The organism is Citrobacter europaeus (genome assembly GCF_037482245.1).
GTDB classification, from domain to species: Bacteria; Pseudomonadota; Gammaproteobacteria; order Enterobacterales; family Enterobacteriaceae; genus Citrobacter; species Citrobacter europaeus.
The window spans coordinates 1389301-1414912 of sequence record NZ_CP148084.1 but is presented as its reverse complement, the minus strand read 5'-3'; the positions used below and the strand labels follow the sequence as shown (position 1 = coordinate 1414912).

Annotated in this window: 14 protein-coding genes; 1 reads left to right on the top strand and 13 read right to left on the bottom strand. The window is 54.2% G+C overall.

The genetic code is table 11. The annotated features are described in order from the left end of the window. Nucleotides 1-81 precede the first annotated feature (81 nt). Both guaA and guaB read right to left on the bottom strand, forming a co-directional pair. Complete coding sequence (guaA, locus tag WHR59_RS06445; protein WP_043017966.1) at nucleotides 82-1659, bottom strand: glutamine-hydrolyzing GMP synthase; 1578 nt, start codon at nucleotides 1657-1659, stop codon at nucleotides 82-84. 63 nt (nucleotides 1660-1722) lie between these two features. Next, nucleotides 1723-3189: an IMP dehydrogenase gene (gene guaB / locus WHR59_RS06440; RefSeq protein WP_003037756.1), complete on the bottom strand. Its 1467-nt coding sequence runs from the start codon at nucleotides 3187-3189 to the stop codon at nucleotides 1723-1725. A 160-nt stretch (nucleotides 3190-3349) separates the two neighbouring features. On the opposite strand from guaB, the gene xseA reads away from it, so the two are divergent. Then, a complete protein-coding gene (gene xseA, locus WHR59_RS06435) occupies nucleotides 3350-4732 on the top strand; it encodes an exodeoxyribonuclease VII large subunit (protein ID WP_172863242.1) in 1383 nt (460 codons plus the stop codon). A gap of 37 nt (nucleotides 4733-4769) precedes the next feature. Here the strand turns inward: xseA and WHR59_RS06430 are convergent, their stop codons facing one another. From WHR59_RS06430 to ispG, 11 genes are all read right to left on the bottom strand, one after another. Continuing rightward, nucleotides 4770-12893, bottom strand: a complete 8124-nt coding sequence (locus WHR59_RS06430) for an adhesion domain-containing protein (protein ID WP_338843740.1) — start codon at nucleotides 12891-12893, stop codon at nucleotides 4770-4772. A gap of 115 nt (nucleotides 12894-13008) precedes the next feature. Next, nucleotides 13009-13971: a SinI family autotransporter-associated protein gene (locus tag WHR59_RS06425; RefSeq protein WP_172863244.1), complete on the bottom strand. Its 963-nt coding sequence runs from the start codon at nucleotides 13969-13971 to the stop codon at nucleotides 13009-13011. A gap of 43 nt (nucleotides 13972-14014) precedes the next feature. Continuing rightward, nucleotides 14015-16207, bottom strand: a complete 2193-nt coding sequence (gene sinH / locus WHR59_RS06420) for an intimin-like inverse autotransporter SinH (protein ID WP_172863245.1) — start codon at nucleotides 16205-16207, stop codon at nucleotides 14015-14017. Between the two features lie 204 nt (nucleotides 16208-16411). Beyond that, nucleotides 16412-16630 (bottom strand): zinc ribbon domain-containing protein, encoded by a 219-nt coding sequence (locus tag WHR59_RS06415; RefSeq protein WP_087052446.1) that lies wholly within the window; start codon nucleotides 16628-16630, stop codon nucleotides 16412-16414. A gap of 51 nt (nucleotides 16631-16681) precedes the next feature. Further along, nucleotides 16682-17764: a Gfo/Idh/MocA family oxidoreductase gene (locus tag WHR59_RS06410; protein WP_172863246.1), complete on the bottom strand. Its 1083-nt coding sequence runs from the start codon at nucleotides 17762-17764 to the stop codon at nucleotides 16682-16684. 63 nt (nucleotides 17765-17827) lie between these two features. Further along, a complete protein-coding gene (locus WHR59_RS06405) occupies nucleotides 17828-19369 on the bottom strand; it encodes a peptide MFS transporter (RefSeq protein WP_047409540.1) in 1542 nt (513 codons plus the stop codon). 300 nt (nucleotides 19370-19669) lie between these two features. Next, a complete protein-coding gene (gene der / locus WHR59_RS06400; RefSeq protein ID WP_047409536.1) occupies nucleotides 19670-21142 on the bottom strand; it encodes a ribosome biogenesis GTPase Der in 1473 nt (490 codons plus the stop codon). A gap of 117 nt (nucleotides 21143-21259) precedes the next feature. Then, nucleotides 21260-22438: an outer membrane protein assembly factor BamB gene (gene bamB, locus WHR59_RS06395; protein ID WP_016153997.1), complete on the bottom strand. Its 1179-nt coding sequence runs from the start codon at nucleotides 22436-22438 to the stop codon at nucleotides 21260-21262. A gap of 10 nt (nucleotides 22439-22448) precedes the next feature. After that, on the bottom strand, nucleotides 22449-23069 hold the full coding sequence (locus tag WHR59_RS06390) for a YfgM family protein (protein ID WP_043017184.1): 621 nt from the start codon (nucleotides 23067-23069) through the stop codon (nucleotides 22449-22451). A 13-nt stretch (nucleotides 23070-23082) separates the two neighbouring features. Beyond that, on the bottom strand, nucleotides 23083-24357 hold the full coding sequence (hisS, locus tag WHR59_RS06385; RefSeq protein WP_087052444.1) for a histidine--tRNA ligase: 1275 nt from the start codon (nucleotides 24355-24357) through the stop codon (nucleotides 23083-23085). Nucleotides 24358-24467: 110 nt separating this feature from the next. Then, nucleotides 24468-25586, bottom strand: coding sequence for a flavodoxin-dependent (E)-4-hydroxy-3-methylbut-2-enyl-diphosphate synthase (gene ispG / locus WHR59_RS06380; protein ID WP_043017186.1), 1119 nt, complete (start codon nucleotides 25584-25586; stop codon nucleotides 24468-24470). Between the last annotated feature and the right edge of the window lie 26 nt (nucleotides 25587-25612).

The following is a 25612-nucleotide window of genomic DNA, read 5'->3' as shown; positions in this document are numbered from 1 at the left end:
GCATACGGGCAATAAAAAACCCTCTGTAAACAGAGGGTTTTTGCATACTACCGGTTCAGAAACCGCGAACAGAGAGGGATATTATTCCCACTCAATCGTCGCTGGCGGCTTACCGCTGATGTCATACACCACACGGGAAATACCGTTCACTTCGTTGATGATGCGGTTGGATACGCGGCCTAAGAAGTCATACGGCAGGTGCGCCCAGTGCGCGGTCATAAAGTCGATGGTTTCAACAGCACGCAGGGAAACAACCCAATCGTACTTACGGCCATCGCCCATAACGCCAACGGAACGCACCGGCAGGAATACGGTGAACGCCTGGCTCACTTTGTTGTACAGGTCAGCTTTGTGCAGCTCTTCAATGAAGATAGCATCCGCGCGACGCAGCAGGTCGCAGTACTCTTTCTTCACTTCGCCCAGCACGCGTACGCCCAGACCTGGCCCCGGGAACGGGTGACGGTAGAGCATGTCATACGGCAGGCCCAGCTCCAGGCCAATCTTACGCACTTCGTCTTTGAACAGCTCACGCAGCGGCTCTACCAGACCCATCTTCATCTCTTTCGGCAAACCGCCCACGTTGTGGTGAGATTTGATGACGTGCGCTTTACCGGTCGCGGAAGCTGCGGATTCGATCACGTCCGGATAGATGGTGCCCTGCGCCAGCCACTTAACGTCTTCCAGCTTCAGCGCTTCTTCGTCGAATACTTCCACGAATACGCGGCCGATGATTTTACGTTTAGCTTCTGGATCGTTCTCGCCTTTCAGCGCGTCCAGGAAACGCTTTTCGCCTTCAACGTGAACGATATTCAGGCCGAAGTGGTCGCCGAACATATCCATAACCTGCTGAGCTTCATTCAAACGCAGCAGACCGTTGTCAACGAATACGCAGGTCAGGTTTTTGCCAATCGCACGGTGCAGCAGCATCGCGGTAACGGAGGAGTCAACGCCGCCGGACAGACCGAGGATCACTTTATCATTGCCAACCTGCTCGCGGATGCGGGCAACGGCGTCATCGATAATTTTTGCCGGCGTCCACAGCGCTTCACACTGGCAGATGTCACGCACAAAACGCTCCAGCATGCGCATGCCCTGACGGGTGTGGGTCACTTCCGGGTGGAACTGCACGCCGTAGAAACGTTTTTCCTCGTGCGCCATGATGGCGAACGGGCAGTTGTCGGTGCTGGCAACGGTCACGAAACCTTCCGGAATGGCGGTTACTTTGTCGCCGTGGCTCATCCACACGTCCAGCAGCGGTTTGCCGTCTGCGGTCAGAGAGTCTTCAATACCGCGGACAAGCGCGCTATCGGTCTGAACTTCAACCTGCGCATAGCCGAATTCACGTTCGTTAGAACCTTCAACATGACCACCGAGCTGCATTGCCATAGTCTGCATGCCATAGCACACGCCGAACACCGGCACGCCCGCATTGAAAACGTATTCCGGCGCACGCGGGCTGTTTTCTTCGGTGGTGCTTTCCGGACCACCGGAAAGAATGATACCGCTTGGGTTGAATTCGCGAATTTGTGCTTCCGTAACATCCCATGCCCACAGTTCACAGTAGACGCCCAGTTCACGTACGCGACGAGCAACCAACTGAGTGTACTGCGATCCAAAATCAAGGATGAGAATGCGATGTTTATGAATATTGTCTGTCATTGACGCTAATTCCGAGGCAAGTGAAACAAATTCGCCCGGCATAAAGCCGGGCGCGGAAACTTATCAGGAGCCCATGCGGTAGTTAGGGGACTCTTTGGTGATGGTCACATCGTGAACGTGACTTTCCTGGATACCCGCACCGCTGATGCGTACAAACTCTGCTTTCGTTCGCAGCGCGTCGATAGTACCACAGCCGGTCAGACCCATACAGGAGCGCAGGCCCCCCATCTGCTGGTGAATGATCTCTTTCAGGCGACCTTTATAGGCAACACGACCTTCGATGCCTTCCGGAACCAGTTTGTCAGCAGCGTTGTCGCTCTGGAAGTAACGGTCGGAAGAACCTTTGGACATCGCGCCCAGAGAGCCCATCCCACGGTATGATTTGTAAGAACGGCCCTGATACAGTTCGATTTCGCCCGGAGATTCTTCGGTGCCCGCCAGCATGGAGCCAACCATCACTGCGGCAGCGCCTGCGGCAATCGCTTTCGCGATGTCGCCGGAGAAACGAATACCGCCATCGGCGATAACCGGAATACCAGTACCTTCCAGCGCTTCAACGGCGTCAGAAACGGCGGTGATCTGCGGTACACCTACGCCGGTAACAATACGGGTAGTACAAATAGAGCCTGGGCCGATACCGACTTTAACTGCGCTGCAGCCGGCTTCCGCCAGCGCGCGTGCGCCTGCGCCGGTTGCAACGTTACCGCCGATAATCTGCAGATCCGGGTATTTAGCACGGGTTTCACGGATACGCTGCAGCACGCCTTCAGAATGACCGTGAGAGGAGTCAATCAGCAGTACGTCAACGCCAGCGGCAACCAGCGCGTCAACGCGCTCTTCATTACCTGCGCCCGCACCTACAGCAGCGCCAACGCGCAGACGACCATGCTCGTCTTTACAGGCATTAGGTTTACGTTCTGCTTTCTGGAAATCTTTAACGGTGATCATGCCGAGCAGGTGGAAGCTGTCATCAACTACCAGCGCTTTCTCAACGCGTTTTTCGTGCATTTTGGCAAAGACAACATCGCGCGCTTCGCCTTCACGAACGGTCACCAGACGCTCTTTCGGCGTCATGTAAACGCTAACCGGCTGGTTCAGGTCAGTCACAAAACGCACGTCACGACCGGTGATAATGCCAACCAGTTCGTTATCTTCAGTCACAACCGGATAGCCTGCAAAACCATTACGCTCGGTCAGTTCTTTCACTTCGCGCAGGGTAGTAGTTGGCAGTACGGTCTGTGGGTCAGTTACCACGCCAGATTCGTGTTTCTTCACGCGACGGACTTCTTCAGCCTGGCGCTCGATAGACATGTTTTTGTGGATAAAACCGATGCCGCCTTCCTGGGCCAGGGCAATTGCCAGGCGCGCTTCCGTCACGGTGTCCATTGCTGCGGAGAGCATAGGAATGTTCAGGCGAATGGTTTTCGTCAACTGGGTGCTGAGGTCAGCAGTATTCGGCAGAACAGTAGAATGAGCGGGAACGAGGAGGACGTCGTCAAACGTCAGGGCTTCTTTTGCGATACGTAGCATGGGCAATATCTCACCTGGGAGGTTATTAAATATTGCCGCGGCATTATACAGAGCGTAACCGATTGCATCCACACTTTTTTGCAAAAAAACCTTGCGCTCCTCTGTGAGCATGTTACTTTCGACTGAATAACTTGCTGATTTAGAATTTGATCCCGCTCACATGTTATCCTCTCAGACCACCTCAATTTTTACCGTAAGCCGCCTGAACCAGACGGTTCGTTTGCTGCTTGAGCAGGAAATGGGACAAGTGTGGATCAGCGGTGAAATCTCGAATTTCACCCAGCCGTCCTCCGGTCACTGGTATTTCACGCTCAAAGATGACACCGCTCAGGTACGCTGCGCGATGTTTCGCAACAGCAACCGCCGGGTAACGTTCCGCCCACAGCACGGGCAGCAGGTGCTGGTACGCGCCAATATTACGTTGTACGAACCGCGCGGCGACTACCAGATAATTGTTGAGAGCATGCAGCCCGCGGGCGAAGGTTTGCTGCAACAAAAATATGAGCAACTGAAGGCTAAACTGCAGGCTGAAGGACTATTCGATCAGCAATACAAGCAATCTCTACCTTCCCCAGCCCACTGCGTTGGAGTGATTACCTCGAAAACCGGCGCTGCGCTGCACGATATTCTTCATGTGCTGAAGCGTCGTGATCCATCCTTGCCCGTTATTATCTACCCGACTGCGGTACAGGGCGACGATGCGCCAGGGCAGATCGTTCGCGCCATTGAACTGGCGAACGCGCGGCGTGAGTGTGACGTGCTGATCGTTGGGCGCGGCGGCGGCTCGCTGGAGGATTTATGGAGTTTCAACGACGAACGCGTGGCACGGGCGATTTTTGCCAGCGGCATTCCGGTAGTTAGCGCCGTCGGCCACGAAACCGACGTTACCATTGCCGATTTTATTGCAGATTTACGAGCGCCTACGCCATCAGCAGCGGCAGAAATTGTCAGCCGCAACCAGCAGGAGTTGTTGCGTCAGATCCAGTCCGCTCAGCAGCGTCTGGGCATGGCGATGGACTACTACCTCGCCAACCGCAGCCGTCGTTTCACGCAGATGTTCCATCGCCTGCAACAGCAGCATCCGCAGCTGCGTCTGGCGCGCCAGCAAACGGCGCTGGAACGGCTGCGTCAGCGGATGGGATTTGCGCTTGAGAACAAGATTAAGCAGGCCAATCAACACCAGCAGCGCATGCTGCAGCGTCTGAATCAACAAAATCCGCAGCCACGTATTTATCGTGCGCAAACGCGTATTCAGCAACTGGAATACCGTTTAGCAGAGAATATCCGCGCACGTTTAAGTGAACAGCGCGAGCGGTTTGGCAACGCAGTTACCCATCTTGAAGCAGTCAGCCCACTGGCGACCCTGGCGCGTGGCTACAGCGTCTCCACCACCACGGGCGGCGGCGTATTGAAAAAGGTCAAACAGGTCAGTGCCGGCGACGTTATCACTACCCGGCTTGCCGATGGCTGGGTTGAGAGCGAGGTCACGACCGTAACCCCGCAGAAAAAAACGCGCTCCCGCAAAACGAGTCAGCCCGACTGAATTTGGGCTGATTCGCTTCGCAGCGTCTTACCAACTTTCACTCACGCGCATTTACCAGGCACACCTGTCGATAAATGGATGACGTAGAGGTTGTCGTACGTTTCTGCCCGTTACTCAAGTTAAGCGCCTGTCGAGCATGAGTCGCCTCATCCTGATCGACCACCCACCAGTAGTTATCCACCCCGGTAATCGGCCAACCGTACAGCGTCCCCACCGCGCCATTTTGGTTATCGTTGTACAACGTCAGCAACTGGCTATACAGCGGTTGACGCTGTGCGTCACATCCGGTAATCCCGGTTTTATCCAGATTCGAGGCGCTTACCGATGACCAGAGTTCTCCATTCGCACCATAGCTGGTATTACTGGAAGATACTTCCGCCGCCAACAATGGGCGGCTAAATATGACGCCGTCGCTGGTGGTGGCCGTTTCGGGCATATGGCCCCAGTAATTCGCCTTAGCAGAGTTGGGGCTGGTAATTACGGTAAAAATGGCATCCAGAGAGGCTTTAAGCGTGGTGTTATTCGTCACCGTCGCTGTGAGCGTAGTTTTCAGCCCCGAACTGAGATCCTGGCTCAGGTTAAACGTTGCGGTACCGTTAGCGCCCGTCAGACCGCTAAAGATCGCGGTGTTAGTAGCCAACTTAGCGGTCTGCGCAGAAGGCGTTAGCTCGTCCAGCGTTAAATCATCCGCCCCGCCGCTGGTAATGACGTTGCCAACGCGCGACAACGCATTGCTGCGTGAAATCGTGAAATACACGTCCGGCATCACATTGCCGTCAGTGTCTGTCACCGTTACGGTCAGCGGGATTGTCTCTCCTTTTTTCACCTGCGCTGCCAGCCTCTCAGCGTTGAGAGCCGTCGACGTCAGCGTAATTGCCCCAGGCATAGGATGCGGATCGACCAGGCAAACCAGCGCCTGTTTGTCGCTTGTGCTCCTGGTAGAAACCGCACCGGTTTTCAGTTGCATGCTTTGCCAGGAGGTTCCGGCTTTATCCGTCACCCACCAGCCATAACTTGCATGAGATACCGGCCAGCCGTACAGCGTTTCGATTTCGCCGCCGGGATGCTCATCGTAGAGTGATTTCAGTTCACTTAACGTCGGCTGCCAGGCTTCGCCGCAGGTGGATTTGCTTGCCAGCCCTGCGCCGTTATGGTCATACAGCGGCCACAGTTCGTTACCTACCGTGGAGCTAAACGTGGTGTCTTCTGCGGAAACTTCCGCCGCCAGTAATGGTCGCTGAAAGCTCACGCCGCTGCTGTCGGTAACGGTCTCGGGCATATGCCCCCAGTATTGCGCTTTGTCAGTATCGGGGCTGGTCACCACGGTGAATATCGCCTCCACAGTAGAGGCCGGGTTAGGGTATGTGTCCAGCGTTGCCGTAATCGTCGTTTTCAGCCCCATCGCGTCGTCCTGGCGCACGCTCAAGGTTGCCGTGCCGTCCGCTCCGGTCACCCCACTCCAGGTGCTGGTATTGCTGGTCAACACCGTCTCGGCTGTCGCAGGGGCTATCTCCTGAAGAACCAGATCGTCCGTCGCACCTTTACCATCCGTCGTTTTCACCGAACCGCTACGCGAAATGCCATTACTACGAGAGAGCGTAAAGGATGCATTCGCTGCGGGGTTGCCATTGGTATCTTTCACGGTGACAGTGAACGGAATTTTCTCGCCTTTTTTAACCTTCGCAATGCGGGTTTCGCTGTCAGCAAGGCTCGACGTCAACGCAATGGTCGCGGGCAATGGGGCATGCGGATCCACAAGGCATATCTGTGCGCCGGTCGTCCCGACAGAAGTGGTTGAACTTTTCCCGCCTGTATCCAGCCGCATATACTGGTATGCCCCAGTTTTTGACACGCGATCCACAGCCAGCCAGAACTTGCCTGCTGACACCGGCCAGCCATAATTCGTACCAATAGCGCCTTTAGGGTCGTCAGCGTACAGCGTTTGCAGATCGGCAAACAGCGGCTGATATTCTGCGTCACAGCTGGTCGCCCCCGCTTTTTGGGTGTTTGAAATGGTAACCAGCGACCAGATTTCGCTATTGTAGGTATAGCTGGATGTGGACGGTGTCTCCGTCGCCAGCTGCGGACGTTTAAATTTAACTCCTGCGCTGTTGGTGACCGTTTCCGGCATATGCCCCCAGTATTTCGCTTTATCGCTGTCCGGGCTGGTAAGTACAGTGTATATCACATCCAAATTGCTGGAAGTCACCAGATCGTCGGGAAGTTCTGCCACAATGGCGGTTTTCAGGCCGCTGCTATTATCCTGGGCTACCTCAAACTGGGCTTGGCCATTCTCATCCGTCACACCATACCAGTAATAGTTGCAGCGGGTAGTCGCACAGTTAAACGCCATTGAACCCGCTTCAGGCGTGAGCGCTGTCAGCAACATATTGCTTTCGTTACCATCCTGAACGAACCCAGCCCGGTTTAACGACGAGGTGCGCCTCAGACGAATAGTGGTATCAGGTGCAGGATTTCCTGAACCGTCGGTCACGGTGACGGTCAACGGTACGATTTCTCCCTTTCTCACAACCGCAGCGCCTTTTTCCGCATTCATGGCGCTCGACGTGAGCGCTATCGACAATACCCTTTTTTTACTCAAGCACAGCTGCGCCGTGGCAGTATTCGTGTTGGTAGCAAGCTTTGAGTTATCACTGAGCCGGAGGTACTGAAACAGGTTTGTCGCGTGCGCGCTGTCCGGCACGCTATTACCTGCTCCCCAGTATTTACCCGTTGTCACCGGCAGGCCGAAGGTCGAGGAGAGCGTGCCATTTGGGTAATCGTTATACAGCGTCTGAAGTTGCTCCAGCGTCGGCAGCCCCAGCCTGTCGCACGGGCTGGCGGACTGCTGATAAAGCTGCGGATAACTATTCCACGTATACCAGGTTTCATGATTTTCCAGAAAGCCCGAGGTATTGGTCGTGGCAGAAAGCTCGGCGCGCAGCAAGGGGCGATTAAACTCGACGCCCTTGCTGTTGACGAAGGTTTCCGGCATATGGCCCCACAGATTGGCTTTGTCGCTGTCGGGGCTGGTAATGACGGTAAAGATGGCATCTTTACCGTCGGTCAGATTGCTGCCGTCCATCGTTGTGGCGTTGAGAGTGGTTTTCAGCCCTGCGGTGATATCTTGCGAAAGCGTAAAGGTTACCATCCCCTGCGGGTCGGTTTGTACGTACAAATATTTTGCGCTGGTATCCATCAGGAACGTCGCCGGCCCTGACGGCATCACGTTATGGAGCGTAATATCACCTCCGGAGGCATTCCCGGAACGCATAGTTGATTCGCTGCGGCTCAATTTCACCAACGTGTTAGCCATCGGCTGGCCGGCCGTATTTTTTACCATCACGGTGGCGGCGATTTGCTCGCCTTTTTTCACCTTAGCGATCCCGGTTGTTTCATCCTGTCCGGCAAATGTAAGCGTCAGGCTACCAGCCGTATCCCGGGGTGAAACAAGACAAGTTTGCATGTGGTGAATCGAGGTACTGGTTGTCGGGGTGACATCGCCGCTACTCAGCAGGTTAACGAACATGTAATCTGCAGCCCCCCCAGCCGTTGACGGCAGAGCGTAATCTCCCGCCCACCAGTACTGGCTGGCACTGACATTTCCCGCACTGCTCATTGGCCAGCCGTTACGGCTGTGCATCGCCCCGTCGGGCCAGGTGGCGTACAGCGCCTGAAGATTACTGGCAGTCGGCAGAAAGTTACGCCCACAGCCGCCGCCACCCCCATTCCAGGCATCGCTGACGGTGATCATGCCCCAGGTTTCGCCCATATCGTAGCTGCCGTTGGTGATAATCACGGTTTTCCCCGGCATGTTGCTAAACTCACTGGATAACAGCGGGCGCTTATACACGACGCCATCACGATCGGTGAGCGTTTCCGCCATGTGCCCCCAGTAGCTCGCTTTCTCTGTATCCGGACTGGTCACTACGCTAAAGACGACCGGCAGCGTCTGCTCTGTTGCAGAACTGGTATGCTCAAGCGACGCCAGCAGCGGCGTTTTAAAGCCTGCGCCACTGTCCTGGTTAATGTCCAGCGTCAGCGTTCCGTTCTCATTGGTCGCGGAGTAATACTCAACGCCACTGCTACGACTCTCGCTATGATTAATTTGTATCGCAGCCGCAGTGGAGGTGTTTACCACCTGGTACTTACGCCCGATGCTATCACCGCGTTTAAAGATAACCGGCGTATTGCCAACCGGATTCCCCTCATCATCCAGAGTGGTAATCACTACTGGGATAGTTTCGCCAACTTTGGCTTTAGCAAAACCGTCGTCGGCATTGTATAGCGAGGATGTCAGCGTGAGCCTGGTTGCCACTTTCTGCGCTGTTTGCAGGCAGGAGAAATAGAGTTTTTCATTCCATAACATTGAGCTTATGTTGCCATCGCCCAGATCGAGCGATTTCACATAACGGTTTTCCGTTGAGCGGCTGATATCAGCAGTGCTGTTCTGGTAGTTTTTCCCTTCGACAGGCCAGCCCTGCTGAGTATTGATAGCTCCGCCAGGGAAGGCTGCGTACAACGACTGCAGGTCGGCCAGCGCGGGCACAAATCCCACCCCGCAGGCGTTCTTTATCCCCTCAAAATCAACAGTGGCCCAGATTTCATTGTTTTCTGTGTTGTTGCCAACGGCAATCCCGCTGGCAATTTCTGAGACGAGTTGCGGTCGCTTAAATACTTTGCCATTAGCTGCTGACACCGTTTCTGGCATATGGCCCCACATTTTGGCTTTATTGCTGTCGGGACTGGTAACGACAGTGAATATCGTGTCAACGCTGGCGCTGACACTGGCGTTTTGATATAGCGCTGCGGTAACCGCCACTTTGGTGCCATGCGTATCCGGGCGGGTGACGTTAATAATTTTACTGCCATCGGCTCCCGTCAGGCCACCCACTTTGGTTGCCGTATCGTTGATTGAGTTTCCGTCGATCACGACCGGAGAAACGATACCGTCGCCGCTGCCCGCAATATGTTTATCATTCTGCCGGGTATAACCATCACCGCGCGACAGTACAAACGGCGCATCCGGGATCGGCGTACCGCTGGCATCTTTCACTGTGACCTTCAGTTGTAACGTATCGCCCTTTTTCACCTTTAGCGCATGTTCGTTATTACCCTCAAACCACAGCGACGAATCGACCGGTTCGATGGTAATAGAAGCGGCTACCGGATTGTCGCTGGCAAGGCAGGTGACATAATCCGACGCATTGTTACTGGAAAATTCGCTGCCATTGGAAAGCGCGATGAGTTTCCACGACGTCGCTGTGGCAAACGTCGAAGACCAATAGTTAATCAGGGTTGGCCAGCCGTGGGTGTTGTGAATCGCCCCACCGCTGTTGGCGTCATACAACGCCTTAAGCTGATCGATACGCGGCAATCGGTTGACCGCACAGCCGCCGACGTCCGTATTACTCACCGCATCGCTATGAGTGACGCGCGCCCAGCTTTCGTTCGCTTCCTTCTGGGTGCGGGTAGCGCTAACCTCTGCCGCAAGCTTTGGACGCTCAAATACCGCATCACCCACCGTCAGGGTATCGGGCATATGTCCCCACATCGATGCCTGAGCGGTATCCGGGCTGGTGGGGACGGTAAATTTCACGCTGCGGCTGAGCGGCGTGGAGATGAGTGAGTTCATCGGCACAATAGAGAGCTGAGTCTGCAGTCCAACGCCCTGCGGTTGTTCGATAGTCAGGGTGGCACTCCCCTGACTATCGGTAGTGCCCTGATACGTCATCGACGCCTGAGAAGGACCGTATGCCGTACCCGCTATAACAAGCGCACCGTCGGTGGCATCAGTAAAGCCGGTGGTGACGTTATCGCGATTGCGCCCATAAGCCATGGTAACTGTAAACGCCGCGTTGGGGACCGTAAGCCCGTTGAGCGCATTAATTGAGCGCACCGTCAGTGTTATCTGCTCGCCCACTTTGGCTGTCGTCTGGCGCAGGGCAAAATCGCCGTTCATCGCCACGTCAAGCTGAGTGACTAACTCATTGCCCGAGCAGGAGAGATAGTTTGGCTCACTACTGCTGAACAAATCGTCAGCACCGGTAGCCAGATTGACGTGCGCCGTCTGCCCGTCGCTGGTGTCCGCCGCCAGATAGCTGTGGCTGGCGGTTGGCCAGCCGTGCTCGCTTTGCATCTCGTTATCAGGATGCGCATTATAGAGCGAGTCCAGCGACAGTTGCCCTGGCACCTGTCCACTGCCGCACTGGTTTTCACCCGCCGTAACGGAGTTGAACGTCGCCCAGTTTTCATTGTTTTCCTGCGTGGAGCCCGTTTTGTGCGTGGCTTCTGCTGCCAGCAGCGGACGTTTATACAAATTGCCCGCCTCCACTACGCCCTGCATATGCCCCCACATGTTTGCCGCGCTGACATCCGGACTGGTGAGAACGGTAAAGATCACGTTTTGCGTTGCCTGCGTGCTGCCGTCAAACAGCACCACGCGCAACGGCGTTAAGACGCCAGTACCTGAATCATGTTTGATCTCCAGCGAAGCCTGACCGTTCGCGTCGGTAACGCCCTGATAGTGATGGGTATCACCGGCCATCAGTCCTTCACCTGCAATGGTAACCGGATGCTCCTCCCAACTGGCGGAATAGTAAGCGGTATTGCGCGCCTGCGCGTTGCCAAGGTACAGATTAAAATAGCGATACGGCAGCGGCTTGCCGGTGAGTTCGTCGGTCACCGTGATTTGCATCATGACCGCCTCCCCTACCTTAACCCTCGCGGCGCTCAGGCTACTGTCGTAGCTGTCTGTACTCAGCACCAGCTTTGGCTTTACCGCCGGTGCGGCCTTATCTACACAACTGACCAGGGAGTTCACCGTATCCGCTTCCTGCACCACGCTGCTGGAGCGCATATTGACGCCATAATGGTACATGCTCAGCGAACTTTCCGTGGCGGACCAGTATTCATCGTCCCCGGCGACAGGCCAGCCAAGAGTAGTCGCCAGGTCGCCTCGTGCAGTTTTTAACCCGATAAGCTGGCGCGCATCCGGCAGAATGTCACAGTGCTCATCCGCCCCTTTCCAGTTAAACAGCGCCCAGTTTTCATTATCGGCATTCACCGTCGTACTTTCACCCTCCACCTCAGCGGCGAGCGCGGGTCGGGTAAAGGTGTAGGTTTCACCTTCCACCTCAGCGCTGGAGCTTTCCGCCATATGACCCCACATCGCCGCTTTATCGCTGTCCGGGCTGCTGAGAGTGGTGAAAATAACATCTACGCTATCGGCAAGCGACGTCGCTCCTACGGCTTTTACCGTTAGCGTGGTTTTTACGCCAGGGCTATTGGCCTGGGTGACCGTCACCGTAGCAATGCCACTGGCATCGGTTGTGCCGTGAAATTCGGTGGCGATCGTGGTGAGTTCAGTATCTCCTACATGTACAGGATTGGTGTTGTTGACCGCATTTTGTCGGTTGAAACCATCACTTCGGGTAATGATAAAAGCCGTATTCGCCGCAGGTTCACCATCACAGGTCCTGGTGCTCACCGTCAAAGTGATGCTATCGCCAGCTTTACCCTTTGCCGCCTTTAGCGTTTCATTGAAATGGTCTGCGCTCACCGCCACCGGTTTGCCCGCAGCCGCGGCGATATCTACTGCAAATTTTTGCTCGAGTAACGTCACCGCATTGTTATAGGGGACACCGGTACGAGTCAGCAGCCAGAGTGGTGGTATCTCCGTTGTGGTATCAAGCTGCGGCCAGACCACCAGATGACGCCCCGCCATATTTTGCGCGCAGAAGCTGAGATTCGCGGACGGTTGTGGACTGAGCGGCTCGTCGGGCGTGGCGGCATCAGCCCATACCAGAGAGACACCCGGCGCACGATCGCTTTGCCAGACCAGCGGCGGCTCGGCAAAAATGTCACCTTCGGTGTCGTGCGGGTTACTGAGGATCAGTGCGCTGCCGCTGTCATCGGTACTGAACTGGTTTGGCCTCGCGGTATTCGCCACGGCATTGGCTTGATCCACACTAAGTTGCACGCTTCCCTGATACACCGGAATGGCGACACTGTCGGCCTGCGGTTTCGTACCGTTAATCGCCGACGTAACGCCGACAGGCTCCTGCCATGTATGACTCAAATTTGTGGCATTTGCAGACAAGCCGCTGATAAATAACAGCGGCAGCAGGAAACGATGCAGTGATTTCAGGTTACCGGACATATCCCCATCCTAACGCCTGTCTGATAATTGGATTTTCAACACGCTTTGCTTAGCGTCCTGCTAAGAAAAGCGCACGGAAAACGCCGCTCCCCTGGAGAGCGACGTACGGTGCGAATTATTTGTTCTTGTACTTGATCGACAGGCCATACCCCTGAACGCCATCGTCGCCTGCGTTCGGGAAGATCGAGGTTCTGGCTTCGGCATTGGTCTCTGGAATAAGCAAATCGCCGTTCTGAACCGAAGAGTCGCCTCCCGCCGTTCCCAGTTGCAAACTGGTGCCTGTAAAGACCCACTGATAGTCGTACTGATTGGTAACCACCAGTTCTCCCGTGTCGTAAGTGCCGTTTTTGTTGGCATCTTTCCACAACTGAGCAACGTAGGTGTGACCGGTATGCAGCTTGGTACTGCTGTTTTTCAGCAGGTTGACAGAGGCATTCTCAGAGTCGTAGATAGCCACGGCAATAGAATCATCCACCACCGGACCTTCCGGGATGTCATCATCATCCGCACCACCACCCGAGCCAGTAGAAAGATCGTTTAACGTCAAGAGTTCAGCAACGTTGGGGTCACCGGTAGTCGTCGTTGGCGTGATGCGAATACCAATGTAATAGTCTGCATCCGATTCCTGGAGGGTATAGGAGTCCTTCCCGTCACTACCGCTTATCACGGTAGCATCAGAACCATCCTGTTGTTTCGAACGAATCCAGACCACCGTGGCTTTGGTTGCGGTATTGCTGACATCGAGATCGCCCTGCTCATCACCAATCGCCCAGTTTACCGTGACCTTATCGCCAATATGGAACTGCTTATCCCCCTCGCCGTTGACGACACGCTCCCCCCGGTCAATGCTAACCGTTACGTGGTTTTTATCTGCTTCCGCGACTTTTTCCGCCGAGCGGGTGATCCACGGTACCGTCCCCTGAATCGTGCCGGTATTGCCGCTGAACTGCCACGTATCGGAACCGGCACCTTGCAGTTTTCCTTCTTTCGCTGCTATCGCCGATGGAATTGAGCAGTAGCCTGCCACCACCAGCGCCAGTGCGACCTTACTCAGCCGCCGTTTTAACAATGCCTGCATTAAGACTCTCCTTTTCTTTAAAATTCAGCGACTCGCGCCGACGCTATTTCTGGTTGTAGGCCACACGTAATCCATACCCCTGCACGCCATCCTGCTCGTCGGCGCCAAACTTCTGCGCCGCTTCTTTATTGCTGGCTGGCAGAACCAGGTCCTGATTGCTGGTGTTCGTTTGCGCCCCGGTATGCCCGTTGGTACTCTGCCCGGTAAACTCCCATTGGTAGTCATACTGGGCCATCTCTTCTTCTGTAAGCTGTTCCGACATCTGGAACACGCCATCACTGTTAGCATCGCGCCAAAGCCGGAATCGATAGGTGTTATTCACAACAGGGTGCTTATCTTCTTTGTCGATCAGATTGACTGGGCTGGAAGTTTTCGATTGATAGATGAGGGGGTTCAGCGCTGAAAGCGATTCACCAACAAAGGTAATGTCGACATAGTTGCTGTCGCCGTAAGCATCCTCTTTAGCCTTCCAGCGGAAAGTGCCGGGAAGCGTGCTGGAGAGCGTAACGGTTCCCGCTGCTTTATCTCGGCTGGCAATGAATACACAGGGGGTTTCCGTGGTACATGGCGTCGCCGCTAGCGTAACTTTTTTATCATTGCTGTCGTACAGCTCAGGCGTCATGGCCTCATCGACCAGTTCATCACCGTTGCGATCGGTGGTGTCGCCCCAGGAATCGGTCAGCAGCAAGTCCATTACTACACCGTCCACACCATCGGCCTGCGCGCTGGCGCCATGACTGTGATCGCTACGATCGGCATCAGCGATGTTATCGACGATCAGCTCGATTTTACGATCCTGCTGGACGGTAATTTCCACCACGCCGGAGTTCTGCTTATTGCCCTTTTCATCCTCCAGCGTCATGCGCACCTTCCAGGTGTTCATTGCCGTTCTCTGGTCGTCGGTATCAGCATTCACCCACGCCGGCAGCACTAAATTCCAGCGATTATTATTTCCCTCGGTCAAGGCATCCGCTTTTATCACCGGCATCACTAACGTCCGGCTGGCATTATTTTTCGCCTGCCAGGAGGCAGAAATAATCTTGTAATGGTGATTAATCATCGCATTGACGGTCCACTTGCATTTTTCCAGACCAACCGCAGCTTCAGGCGTGTCTTCAATCACGCATTCAGGGTGCTCATTGGTTGAATCGGCCTTCAGCCAAAGTGCGACGTCTAACGGATCTTTCTCACGGTATTCCAGAACGATGAAGTTGTTGCGCTCTACAAAATCATGACGACTGCCCATCAGCGAATGCTGTGCTTTGACGTTTTCCGGGTCGAGCTGTGCTGCCAGCGGGGTACCAAGCTGATATGTGACCGTGGCATTGACGTTGAGATCGGTGTTGTCCCCGGTTCCGGCTTTATAGTCCGCCCCCAACGTCACCATAGGTACAGGCGTATAGTTGAGACCTACGGTCACGGCATGCGGATTTTTTTGTAAATTATCGGTGCCAAATAACGCCACCTCGTCGCCATAGTACTGCTCATAAATGACTTTGCCGCCCAACTGCGGATAAAATGGCAGCCAGCTTTCTGCCCTAATATCCCAACCGCGCGCCGGGCGCTCCTCGTAAAAATCAAAATCTGCAGAATCTTTCCAGTCGGAAAGAGGATGGTAATAATTTCCGGAAAGTTTTAAATAATCAGTCCAGGCTTCGGTCCCCAGACCTAAGCGGCGGTGTCCACGGGTGAAGTCATAGTCATAAAACAGGTTACCGCCCAGCAGCCAGCTCGCGATATTCTGGCGTACGCCGAAGCCTAAATTACCAATAGTACGCTCTTCTTTACGTTGGGCGGAGAATTGACTAAAGAGTACGGTACTTTCGTTGTCATACCAGGGAACAAAATAATCCAGCGAACTACCTTCAAGGTCTCCCCCTTCGCCCACGGAGAGACTGGTACGCACCTTGCCATAAGGCGACATTGCGCCCTCAAGGTATGACTGTGCTGATGAAGTGATTTGGTTTTGCAGATAGCTACGCGCCTGGGATTCCAGCGCTTCCGGCGTCAGATTTTCAAATCCCTGCGTCGCTGAGTTGGTAATGTAATCAGCGCCTTTTTCTTTAAATGATTGCCCCTTATTTTCTTGTTCTTCTTTTTCTGCGGCATCACTGGCCAGATCGGGTAGTGCGGAGAGGGTAATATTATTTTCAGAGACAGGGACGCTTATATCGGCCTCAGCGCTTACCACGCCAGACACCAATAATAAAAAGAATAAGCGTGCTCCTGACACCATAGATTATCCCTGTGTTAAAGCTTTCCTCACACAGAAAGATTATATCTACGATCTAGACCAAACTATAATTTAGCCACCTAAATATATTCCTAAAAACAGGTATTCATTTGAATTACGCGTTACTTATTTGTTTAATAGATATCGAAAGAGAATTAATATTCTCTTTCGTATGTTTATTTCAACTAAATAGAACAACTAATATAATTAATTACTAATAGAATAGATAACACGTTTTTTTGAAATAAGGCCATGACCGCGCTGGCAGAAATAATCGACTGCGCCGCAGGCTTTGAGCACCTGCAGCGGCTGATTACACTCCGGACAGTGCGCTTCTAACTGAATATCTTTATTACAGTTATCACAGTGCGCCATACCGTTTTGCGGCTCCAGTTCTGCATGACAATCCGGGCAAATAATAGACATAGCGACTCCAGTACAGGGATCCATTACTGCGTAGAGTTTATCACGCTGCGTTTAATGCCGCCCGCGTAACTGCTGCTGTAACGTTAACAGGTACTCCACTTCCTCCAGCCTGCGCTGCGTCGTGCGACTCACTTCCTGTGGGCTGTGTTCAAACAGACTGTGCTCGCCCAGAATATGCTCCGCCAGACAATGGGCATAAATGCTACCGGGAAGGCGCCAGCATTGCACAACATTACCGTCAATCAGTTCGATCACATCCTCGGCACCTCGACGGTCATGGCTGATGATACGGCCGTCGCGCAGATAAAGGCGCAGGCCTTTTTGTCCACCAGCAGGCCCTGCGTATTTATTCAGCCAGATATCCAGCGGTATATCGCTAATCTGTCCCTGCAAATGTGCCTCTCCTTCCGCCGTGGTCAGGTCGCCTTCTACGATATCGCCTCCCACACGGTCTTTAGCGTTCATCACCTGCAAGGTCATGCTGTCATTGCCGCCCAGATAACGCACTGTTTCACGCAGCATTGCCAGTACGTGCGTGCCAATGTCCAGAATCACACCGTCCGGATGACGGAGTTCACGCGTATCCGGCTCACCGGTGGCAAAGTTGAGCGCGATGGGTTCACCAGCAGCGTTAAACCCGCTCGGTTCCTGTAAGAAGCCTTCGATTTTAACAACGTCCGAAAAGTGAGAGACCAGTGCCGGTTGTGGATTATCGCCCTGCCACTGCGCGCCGAGTTTACCCAACGCCAGCCGCATTGCGCCATTGCGCGCCATCCAGTGGTCGAGCGCCAGCACGCGGTCGGCAGCACCGGGTTGAGCCAGCAGCATTTTCAGTTTTTCAATTTGGGAAAGCGTGGCGACAATAGGCTTTTCGACCACGATACGTGCAATGGGCGCGGCCAGCGCCTGTTCAAGCACATCAAGGTGGTGCAGGGATGCGGTGGTGATAAACAGGGTATCAAGCTGTGTGGCAAGAAGTTCAGCGAGTGACGCGCAGCGTGCCACGTCTGCAAACTGCTTTACGGGTTGGACATCAAAACCCACGCAGCGGAGTGAATCACCGAACATATGACGTAATGCGGGCAAGTATGCCGTTTCAACAACTGCGCCAAGCCCAACAAACCCTAACAACATGTTCTCACCTCAAAAATTGAATGGCCGGGACATAACGTCTGCCCCGGCACAATCGAGGTGTTATCAGGCGCTAGTTGCCGGTTTAGATTGCGTATTCTCCAGCATGCGACGAATCGGAACAATGAGGACGATCAGTACCGCGGCGCAGATCAGCAGCGCAATCGAGCAGCGAGCGAAGAGATCCGGCAGCATATCCAGTTGGTCAGCCTTCACATGGCCGCCAATCAAACCTGCGGCCAGGTTACCCAGCGCACTGGCGCAGAACCACAGGCCCATCATCTGCCCACGCATTCTTTCCGGAGCCAGCAGCGTCATTGTCGCCAGACCGATCGGACTCAGGCACAGCTCACCAAGCGTCAGCATCAGGATGCTGCCCACCAGCCAGAATGGAGAAACGCCTGCACCGCCGTTACTGAGAACGTTTTGCGCCGCCAGCATCATCAGGCCAAAGCCTGCCGCCGCGCAGAGAATGCCAATAACGAACTTGGTAATGCTGCTCGGGCGAATGTTCATGCTCGCCAGTTTCGGCCATGCCCAGCTAAATACCGGCGCCAGCAGGATGATAAACAGCGCGTTTATCGACTGGAACCACACCGCCGGGATTTCAAAATCACCGATCATACGGTTAGTGTAGTCGTTGGCAAACAGGTTGAACGAGGTCGGTTTCTGCTCAAACGCGGACCAGAAGAACGCGGCGGAAACCAGCAGGATAAAGCAGACCAGCAGTCTGGCGCGCTCTTTGCGGTTCAGACCGGCAAAGATGAACAGGTAGATAAAGTAGAGTGCAACGGAGGCGGCAATCACGTATACCAGCATGCTGGCAACCGCGACCGGATTAATGACAATCACGCCCTGCGCAATCAGCGTAACAATAACTGCCACACCGACGGCCAGCGCCAGCAGCCACGCGCCCACGCCGTTACGTTTCACAACCGGGCTGTTCCAGGTGGAGTCGAGTCCCACCTCGCTGTCGTAGCGTTTCATCGATGGAACGGCAAATACGCGGAAAATGATCAGCGCCACCAACATTCCGATACCACCGATGCCAAAGCCCCAGTGCCAGCCGTGGGTTTTAATCAGCCAACCGGAGATCAGCGGCGCGATAAACGACCCCATGTTGATGCCCATGTAGAACAGCGAGAACCCGCCGTCGCGACGCGCATCGCCTTTTTTATACAGCGTGCCAACCATGACCGAAATACAGGTCTTGAACAGACCGGAACCGAGCACGATAAACATCAGGCCGATAAAGAACAGGTTGTTACCCATAATGGCCGAGAGCGCAATCGACAGGTGGCCGAGCGCAATCAGAATGGAACCGTACCACACCGCTTTCTGTTGGCCGAGCCAGTTATCCGCCAGCCAGCCACCCGGCAGTGCGGCAAGATACATCGTACCGGCAAAGATACCCACAATCGCCGAGGCGTTTTCACGAGCCAGCCCCATGCCGCCGTCATAGACGGTTGCCGCCATAAACAGGATCAGTAACGGGCGAATGCCATAAAACGAGAAGCGCTCCCACATCTCTGTGAAAAACAGCGAGCCGAGCGGATAAGGATGGCCGAAGAAAGTTCGGCTTTCTTTTTGATTAACAGAGGATTGCATAATTCTCCCGAAAGTTATGTCGTCGTGCGTATAAACACCGCGATGTACGCCAGCCAGTTACGTATCTGACCGATTTTTTACATGCGGCGAAAAGTTATTTAACCATTTGATAACCTGAGGCTAGTTTTGTCTAGTACCAGCCCCCGGACTTTAAGATGAAAACTCGACAAATGTCTACTTTCTTAGATTTAAACTTGGTAAAAAACGAATAGTAATTGACATCGCACGGGTTGAGTCAGGCGATGGATTAGCGAAAAAAAACCCACGACAGGCGCGGGTTTTTATCAGCATCAGCAACGGTTACTTGCTTTTTTTAATGTGCTTAATCAAACGCTTACGCTTACGCATCTGAGTCGGGGTCAGCGTATTGCGTTTGTTCGCAAACGGGTTTTCCCCCTCTTTGAACTGAATACGGATCGGCGTGCCCATCACGTCCAAAGATTTACGGAAATAGTTCATCAGATAGCGTTTGTAGGAATCCGGCAGGTCTTTGACCTGGTTACCGTGGATCACCACGATTGGCGGGTTATAACCACCGGCGTGAGCATATTTCAGCTTCACACGACGACCACGGACCAGCGGCGGCTGATGATCTTCTACCGCCATAGTCATGATGCGCGTCAGCATCGCGGTGCTGACGCGACGGGTGGAGCTGTCATACGCTTCGCGGACCGATTCAAACAGATTCCCCACACCGCTGCCGTGCAGCGCAGAGATAAAGTGTACGCGCGCAAAATCAATAAAGCCCAGACGGAAGTCCAGCGTCTCTTTGACCTGCTCTTTCACTTCCTGCGTCAGGCCATCCCACTTGTTGACCACGATAACAAGTGAGCGCCCACTATTGAGGATAAAGCCCAGCAGTGACAGGTCCTGATCGGAAATACCTTCGCGCGCGTCAATCACCAGCATCACCACGTTGGCATCTTCAATCGCCTGCAGCGTTTTGATAACGGAGAATTTTTCTACCGCTTCGGTAATTTTGCCGCGCTTACGCACGCCCGCGGTATCGATGAGCACATATTCGCGCTCATCGCGCTGCATCGGAATATAAATACTGTCACGCGTCGTCCCAGGCATGTCGTAAACCACTACGCGGTCTTCGCCGAGAATACGGTTAGTAAGCGTGGACTTACCTACGTTCGGTCGACCCACAATCGCCAGTTTGATCGGCAGATCCTGCGGGTTGAAGTCGTCCTCAGGCTCTTCTTCGCCGTTTTCTTCGGCTTCCAGTTGCGCCCAATATTCTGCGTCTTCATCCACGTCTTCCTGAGGGGCAACGTCATCCATCCACGGCAGCAGAACATGCTCCAGCAGGCTGAGGACGCCACGGCCATGGGATGCCGCGATCGGATAAATTTCCCCCAGACCCAACGAGTAGAAATCGACAACCGCCTGGTCAGGATCGAGTCCGTCAGTTTTGTTGGCGACCAGGAACGTCGGTTTCTGGCGAGAACGCAGATGTTTCGCAATAGCTTCATCCGCAGGCATCAGGCCAGCACGCGCATCCACCATGAACAGCACAACGTCCGCTTCTTCAATAGCCAACAGCGACTGTTCCGCCATACGAGTTTCAACACCGTCTTCGGTGCCATCAATACCGCCGGTATCAATACAGATAAACTCACGGCCTTCAATTTCCGCACGACCGTACTTACGGTCACGAGTCAGACCCGGGAAATCCGCAACCAGCGCATCTCGGGTGCGAGTTAGACGGTTAAATAACGTGGATTTGCCAACGTTAGGGCGCCCGACAAGCGCGACCACAGGTACCATGTTTAAAGCCTCATTTAAAAAATCATCAGACAACGGGCACATTTTTGCGCCGTTGTTAAAAACAGTAAAACGGCCCCTGCACCAGGAGCCGTTTTTCAAAGCGAGCGGCCGGGACGATTAACGCGTAATAGAGTACAGCGTACCGTCTTTCGCCTGGATCAGCAGTTTACCATCAGCAGAGACCGGCTCGGTCAGGAAACCAGAGCTGTCAACTTTCTGCTGGGCAACAAAACGGCCATCGTCAACGTTAATCCAGTGCAGGTAGCCTTCGCTATCACCGACGACCAGATTGCCATTATACAATACCGGGGACGTCAGCAGACGGTGCAGCAGATCGCTTTGCGTCCACAGCGTCACGCCGCCGTCGGTGGTCAGTGCCAGTACGCGGTCGTTCTGGTCAACCAGGTAGATACGGTTGCCGTCGACGATAAAATCATTCACCGAGCCCAGTTCACGTTTCCACATAATCTGGCCGCTGCGCAGATCCAGCGCCGTCAGGTTACCATTATAAGCCAGCGCATAAACAACGCCATTGACGATAACCGGCGTGGTATCAACGTCACTCAGACGATCGATTTCCGTTGGACCTGTCGCCTGAGAAATACGTTGCTGCCAAATCATCTGGCCCTGCTGCATCAGCACTGCGCTCACGCGACCGTTATCACCGCCGACAATAGCTGCGCCAAAGGCGGTCGCTGGGGCAGATTCGCCGCGCAGTGACAGAGAAGGCATGTCGAGGTTAACGGTCCATTTGATAGCACCATCAGCTTCGTTCAAGGCCTGCAACTGACCGTTGCTGGTGTGGATTAATACCACGCCATCGCTCACAACAGGGCGAGACAGCGCTTCACCGGCAACTTTCGTCTGCCACGCGGTGGTCCCGTCGCTGGTATTCAACGCATAAACCTGTGCTTTTTCGCTGCCAATGTAAACATGTCCGCCGGACACGGTTACACCGCCAGAAAGCTGTGCAGATGCACGGGAGAACCAGCCGTCTTTCTCACCCAGATTAACAGACCAGACTTCTTTGCCGTCGTCCGCATTCAACGCCTTAACGACACCGGCGCGATCGGCTGCATAGACAACGTTATCCGCCAGCGCAGGATGAAGATTGGAATAGAAATCACCAATACCGTTGCCTACGGAGGTGCTCCAGTCCGTAGACGGAGTAAACTGGTTCTCAACCACCGGTAATGGGGACATCTTAACGACATCTTCTTCGCCACTAAACAGTGAACAGCCGCTCAATAGGGTAACGGAAAGCAGCCCTGGCAGAAGTAATTTACGCAATTGCATCGGGTCCCTCTCAGATGGACAAATTATTGATTTTCATCTGCATCATTTCGCTCAGAGCAGGAGAGGCATCGCTTTTCACGCCCGCTTCCCATGCGCTACGCGCACCTTGTTTGTCGCCTTTGCTCAGCAACGCTTCACCGCGCAGATCGGCAACAATGGCCGTCCAGCCTTCACCTTTAATGGTGTCGAGCGTTTTCAGCGCGGTATCGGCTTGTTTAAGCTGAACCTGAACACGAGCCAGACGCAGGTTGATCACCGCTTTGAGGTTTTCATCGCTGGTTGCAGCTAAGCCTTGTTGCAGTTGGCTTGCGGCTTTCTCAAGTTCATTTTGGTCAACAAACTGCTGCGCCAGTTCCAGAGAAGCTAACGCGCCGTAGGTATTTTTGTTTTCTGCGGCAAATTTCTCTGCAGCAGGAAGGCTGTCCGGTTTACCCGCGCTAACCGCAGTCACCGTATTTTGATACGCCAGGGAAGCAGAGCGTGCGGACTCCGTCTGATGGCTGGTCCAGTAACGCCAGCCAACCAGCGCGCCAACCCCTAAAATGATCCCAACAGCCAGCGCTTTGCCATTTTCAGCAAAGAAGCGTTTTACCGCATCAACCTGGTCGTTTTCGTTCTCGTAAATTTCCACGCTGTCCTTCTCCTTAGCCCAGTAGAGTGCGCAAATGCGCGGCAACGCTATCCTGCGCTACTGCCGTTTGCTCACCAGAGCGCAAATCCTTCACTACAACAGTACCGTCAGCCACTTCGGACTCGCCCAGTACCAGTGCAACGCGGGCGCCCCACTTATCGGCGCGGGCAAACTGTTTCTTAAAGTTGCCGCCGCCGTGGTTGGTCATTAGTTTCACACCAGGAACTTCATCGCGCAGACGTTCTGCAAGCCGCATTGCCGCCGGCTGCGTGTCCGTCCCCGAAGCGACCAGGTATATATCGACAACAGGGGAGGCAATAAATTCCGGATTAACTGCCTGAACTAACAAAACAAGACGTTCCAGACCCATGGCAAAGCCCACGGCCGGGGTTGCACGACCGCCAAGTTGCTCAACCAGACCGTCGTAACGCCCACCGGCACACACGGTACCCTGAGAGCCCAGGCTACTGGTGACCCACTCAAATACGGTGCGGTTGTAGTAATCAAGACCACGAACCAGGCGCTGATTGACGGTATAGGCAATACCTGCGGACTCCAGCAGTTTGCACAGACCCGCGAAGTGCTCGCGAGAGTCGTCATCCAGATAGTCGCCGAGTGCTGGCGCGTCGTTGAGCAGAGCCTGTACTTCCGGGTTTTTGGAGTCGAGAACGCGCAGCGGGTTGGTGTACATACGACGCTTGCAGTCTTCGTCCAGTTTCTCTTTGTGCAGTTCCAGGTAGGCGACCAGCGCATCACGGTAGTTTGCGCGGGCTTCAAGCGAACCGATTGAGTTCAGCTCCAGGCTGACATGCTGAGAAATACCCAGCGCGCGCCACCAGCGAGCAGTCAGCATGATCAGTTCCGCATCGATATCCGGGCCTTGCAGGCCAAACACTTCGACACCCAGCTGATGGAATTGACGATAGCGTCCCTTCTGCGGACGTTCGTGGCGGAACATCGGCCCGATATACCACAGACGCTGTTCCTGATTGTACAGGAGACCATGTTCGATGCCGGCGCGTACGCAGCCCGCAGTCCCTTCAGGACGCAACGTCAGGCTGTCGCCATTACGGTCCTCAAAGGTATACATCTCTTTTTCAACCACGTCGGTGACTTCACCGATCGCGCGTTTGAATAACGGGGTCTGCTCTACAATCGGCAAGCGGATTTCACTGTAACCGTAGCTACCGAGCACGTTTTTGAGAGTGCCTTCAATGCGCTGCCAGATGGCGGTTTCGCCAGGCAGATAATCGTTCATGCCGCGAATGGCTTGAATGTTTTTTGCCACGTTTATTCTCTTTATGAATATAAAAATGAACCCTCAGCGCTAACCCGAACAATACGGGCGCCATGCGGGTTCAATCATACACGGGAAGCACGCCGCTTCCCATCACGTTGTTATTTTTCAAGCTGCTGCACGTCGATACGCCGCGCTTCGTCCAGGATGCTTGCTTTAGCGCGAATGCGGGTTTCAAGCTGCGTAATCATGTCGTCGTTATCGATTCTGTCCTTACGCACGCCGTCTTCATACAGACCGCTTTTCTTGTTACCGCCCGTCACGCCCAGCGTAGAAACCAGCGCTTCCCCAGGACCGTTTACCACGCAACCAATGATCGAAACGTCCATTGGCGTAATGATATCTTCCAGACGTTGCTCCAGCGCGTTAACCGTACCGATAACGTCAAACTCCTGTCGCGAACAGGTTGGGCAAGCGATGAAGTTGATCCCGCGCGCGCGAATGCGCAACGATTTCAGAATATCGAAGCCTACTTTGATCTCTTCCACCGGATCGGCCGCCAGAGAAACACGCAGCGTGTCGCCGATCCCTTCAGATAACAGCAGGCCAAGGCCGATGGCGGACTTCACCGAACCGCTACGCAGGCCACCGGCTTCGGTGATCCCAAGATGCAGCGGTTGATCGATCTGTTTCGCCAGCAGGCGATAGGATTCAACGGCGAGGAAAACGTCAGACGCTTTAACGCTGACTTTGAATTGATCGAAGTTCAGACGATCGAGGTGATCTACGTGGCGCATAGCGGATTCCAGCAGCGCCTGCGGCGTAGGTTCACCGTATTTTTCCTGCAGATCTTTTTCCAGCGATCCGGCGTTGACGCCGATGCGGATAGGAATATTTTTATCACGAGCGCAGTCCACTACCATGCGAATACGCTCTTCATTACCGATATTGCCAGGGTTAATACGCAGACAATCAACGCCGTATTCCGCCACCTTCAGCGCGATACGATAGTCGAAATGAATATCGGCAACCAGCGGGACGTTAACCTGCTGTTTGATAAGCTTGAACGCTTCTGCGGCATCCATTGTCGGTACAGAGACACGAACAATATCTGCGCCTACGCGTTCCAGCGCTTTGATCTGATTAACCGTCGCTTCCACATCCGTGGTACGCGTATTGGTCATCGACTGTACGGCGATGGGCGCGCCATCGCCGATCGGCACGTTCCCAACGTAAATGCGTGTCGATTTTCTACGTTGAATTGGAGCCTGGTTATGCATTAAAAAATCTCCCGCATTGCCGTCTG

Coding starts and splice junctions, on each gene's coding strand:
- guaA (WP_043017966.1), bottom strand. CDS start 1,659: ATGACAGACAATATTCATAAACATCGCATTCTCATCCTTGATTTTGGA.
- guaB (WP_003037756.1), bottom strand. CDS start 3,189: ATGCTACGTATCGCAAAAGAAGCCCTGACGTTTGACGACGTCCTCCTC.
- xseA (WP_172863242.1), top strand. CDS start 3,350: ATGTTATCCTCTCAGACCACCTCAATTTTTACCGTAAGCCGCCTGAAC.
- WHR59_RS06430 (WP_338843740.1), bottom strand. CDS start 12,893: ATGTCCGGTAACCTGAAATCACTGCATCGTTTCCTGCTGCCGCTGTTA.
- WHR59_RS06425 (WP_172863244.1), bottom strand. CDS start 13,971: ATGCAGGCATTGTTAAAACGGCGGCTGAGTAAGGTCGCACTGGCGCTG.
- sinH (WP_172863245.1), bottom strand. CDS start 16,207: ATGGTGTCAGGAGCACGCTTATTCTTTTTATTATTGGTGTCTGGCGTG.
- WHR59_RS06415 (WP_087052446.1), bottom strand. CDS start 16,630: ATGTCTATTATTTGCCCGGATTGTCATGCAGAACTGGAGCCGCAAAAC.
- WHR59_RS06410 (WP_172863246.1), bottom strand. CDS start 17,764: ATGTTGTTAGGGTTTGTTGGGCTTGGCGCAGTTGTTGAAACGGCATAC.
- WHR59_RS06405 (WP_047409540.1), bottom strand. CDS start 19,369: ATGCAATCCTCTGTTAATCAAAAAGAAAGCCGAACTTTCTTCGGCCAT.
- der (WP_047409536.1), bottom strand. CDS start 21,142: ATGGTACCTGTGGTCGCGCTTGTCGGGCGCCCTAACGTTGGCAAATCC.
- bamB (WP_016153997.1), bottom strand. CDS start 22,438: ATGCAATTGCGTAAATTACTTCTGCCAGGGCTGCTTTCCGTTACCCTA.
- ispG (WP_043017186.1), bottom strand. CDS start 25,586: ATGCATAACCAGGCTCCAATTCAACGTAGAAAATCGACACGCATTTAC.